General features: G+C 76.4%; 2 protein-coding genes. Both read right to left on the reverse strand.

The features are described 5' to 3' along the window. Positions 1-13 precede the first annotated feature (13 nt). A complete protein-coding gene (locus EAD89_RS30150) occupies positions 14-1096 on the reverse strand; it encodes a polyprenyl synthetase family protein (protein ID WP_121656043.1) in 1083 nt (360 codons plus the stop codon). A 9-nt stretch (positions 1097-1105) separates the two neighbouring features. Next, the coding region (locus EAD89_RS30155; RefSeq protein WP_233579240.1) for a helix-turn-helix domain-containing protein at positions 1106-1517 on the reverse strand (412 nt) is incomplete at its 5' end.

Raw genomic sequence — 1517 nt, forward strand, 5'->3', positions numbered from 1 at the left:
GGGTTGGGAAGGGTCAGTCGGCGCGGCGGGTGGCGGCTATCGCCAGGTCGACCAGGGCCTGGCGGGCCTCGGTGTCGAGGTCGACGGCGGCCAGCGCCGCCAGCGCCGCGTCGGTGAGCGTGACGATCCGCTGCTCGGTACGGGCCAGCGCCCCGCTCGCGGAGATCAGCTCGCGCAGCTGGGTCACCCCCTGCTCGTCGAGCCCGGGGTCGCCGAGCCTGCTGAGCAGAAGCTCCCGCCCAGCGTCGTCGGTGGCCTCCACGGCCGCCGCCACCAGGTACGTGCGCTTGCCCTCCCGCAGGTCGTCCCCGGCCGGCTTACCGGTCTGCGCCGGGTCGCCGAAGACCCCCAGCACGTCGTCGCGGAGCTGGAACGCCTCGCCCAGCGGCAGCCCGTACGCCGAGTAGGCCGTCCGCACGTCCGCCGTCGCGTCCGCCAGCGCGGCGCCGAGCAGCAGCGGCCGCTCGACCGTGTACTTCGCCGACTTGTACCGGGCGACCTTGCTGGCCCGCTCCACCGAGGTGTCCCCGGTGACCTGGGTCAGCACGTCGAGGTACTGCCCGACGGTGACCTCGGTGCGCATCTCGTCGAAGACCGGCCGGGCCCGGGCCACCGCCCGCAGGTCCAGCCCGGCGGAGTGCAGCAACTCGTCGGACCAGACCAGGCAGAGATCGCCGAGCAGGATCGCCGCCGCGTCGCCGAACCCGTCCGGGTCTCCGCCCCAGCCGGCCGCCCGGTGCCGGGCCGCGAACCGCCGGTGCACCGCCGGCTCGCCACGCCGGGTGTCGGAGCGATCCATCAGGTCGTCATGGATCAGGGCGCTGGCCTGCACGAATTCCAGCGCGGCCAGGGCGGTGAGCACCTGGTCGCCGTCCACCCCGCCGGCGCCCCGGAACCCCCAGTACGCGAAGGCCGGCCGCAACCGCTTGCCGCCGCCGAGCACGAACGCCTCGATCGCCTCCGCCACCGGAACCAGGGCGTCGTCGACGTCGGTCAACCGGGCCCGCTGGCCGGCCAGGAACTCGGTGAGGGCCTTGTCGACCCGTTGCCGCAGGCCGGCACGGTCGACGGGAGACACGGGAGCTGCGTGGGTCACGCCACGACGCTAGCCGGTCGCCGCGTACCCCGCTCCACCGCCACGCGTCGTCCCGCCGGCCCGCGCGCCGGTGCGGCCCCGACCCGCCCGTCCGCCCGGCCGCGCGCCGGTCATGGCCCGGCCCGGCCCGACGGACCGCGCCGGGCCGGCTCGCCGGGTGACCGCGGCGGCCTCGGCGAGCGCCACCAGCGGCACGTCCAGCACCACGGCGAGCCAACCGAGCCAGAACCCTCCCGGGACGCGTCGTTGCCGCTCCCACCGGGACACCTCGTGCCGACTCAACGTCGGCACGCCCGCGGCGGCACACAACTCGGCGGCGGTGCGCTGCTGGCTCCAGCCCCGAGCCAGCCGGCGCCGGACGAGCAGCGGGCCGAGCTGTGCCGGGCGCGGCGGTGGGGGTGGGGTCATCGGTCCTCCCGGC

This window comes from Micromonospora sp. BL4, from assembly GCF_003667505.1.
Classification (GTDB): domain Bacteria; phylum Actinomycetota; class Actinomycetes; order Mycobacteriales; family Micromonosporaceae; genus Micromonospora.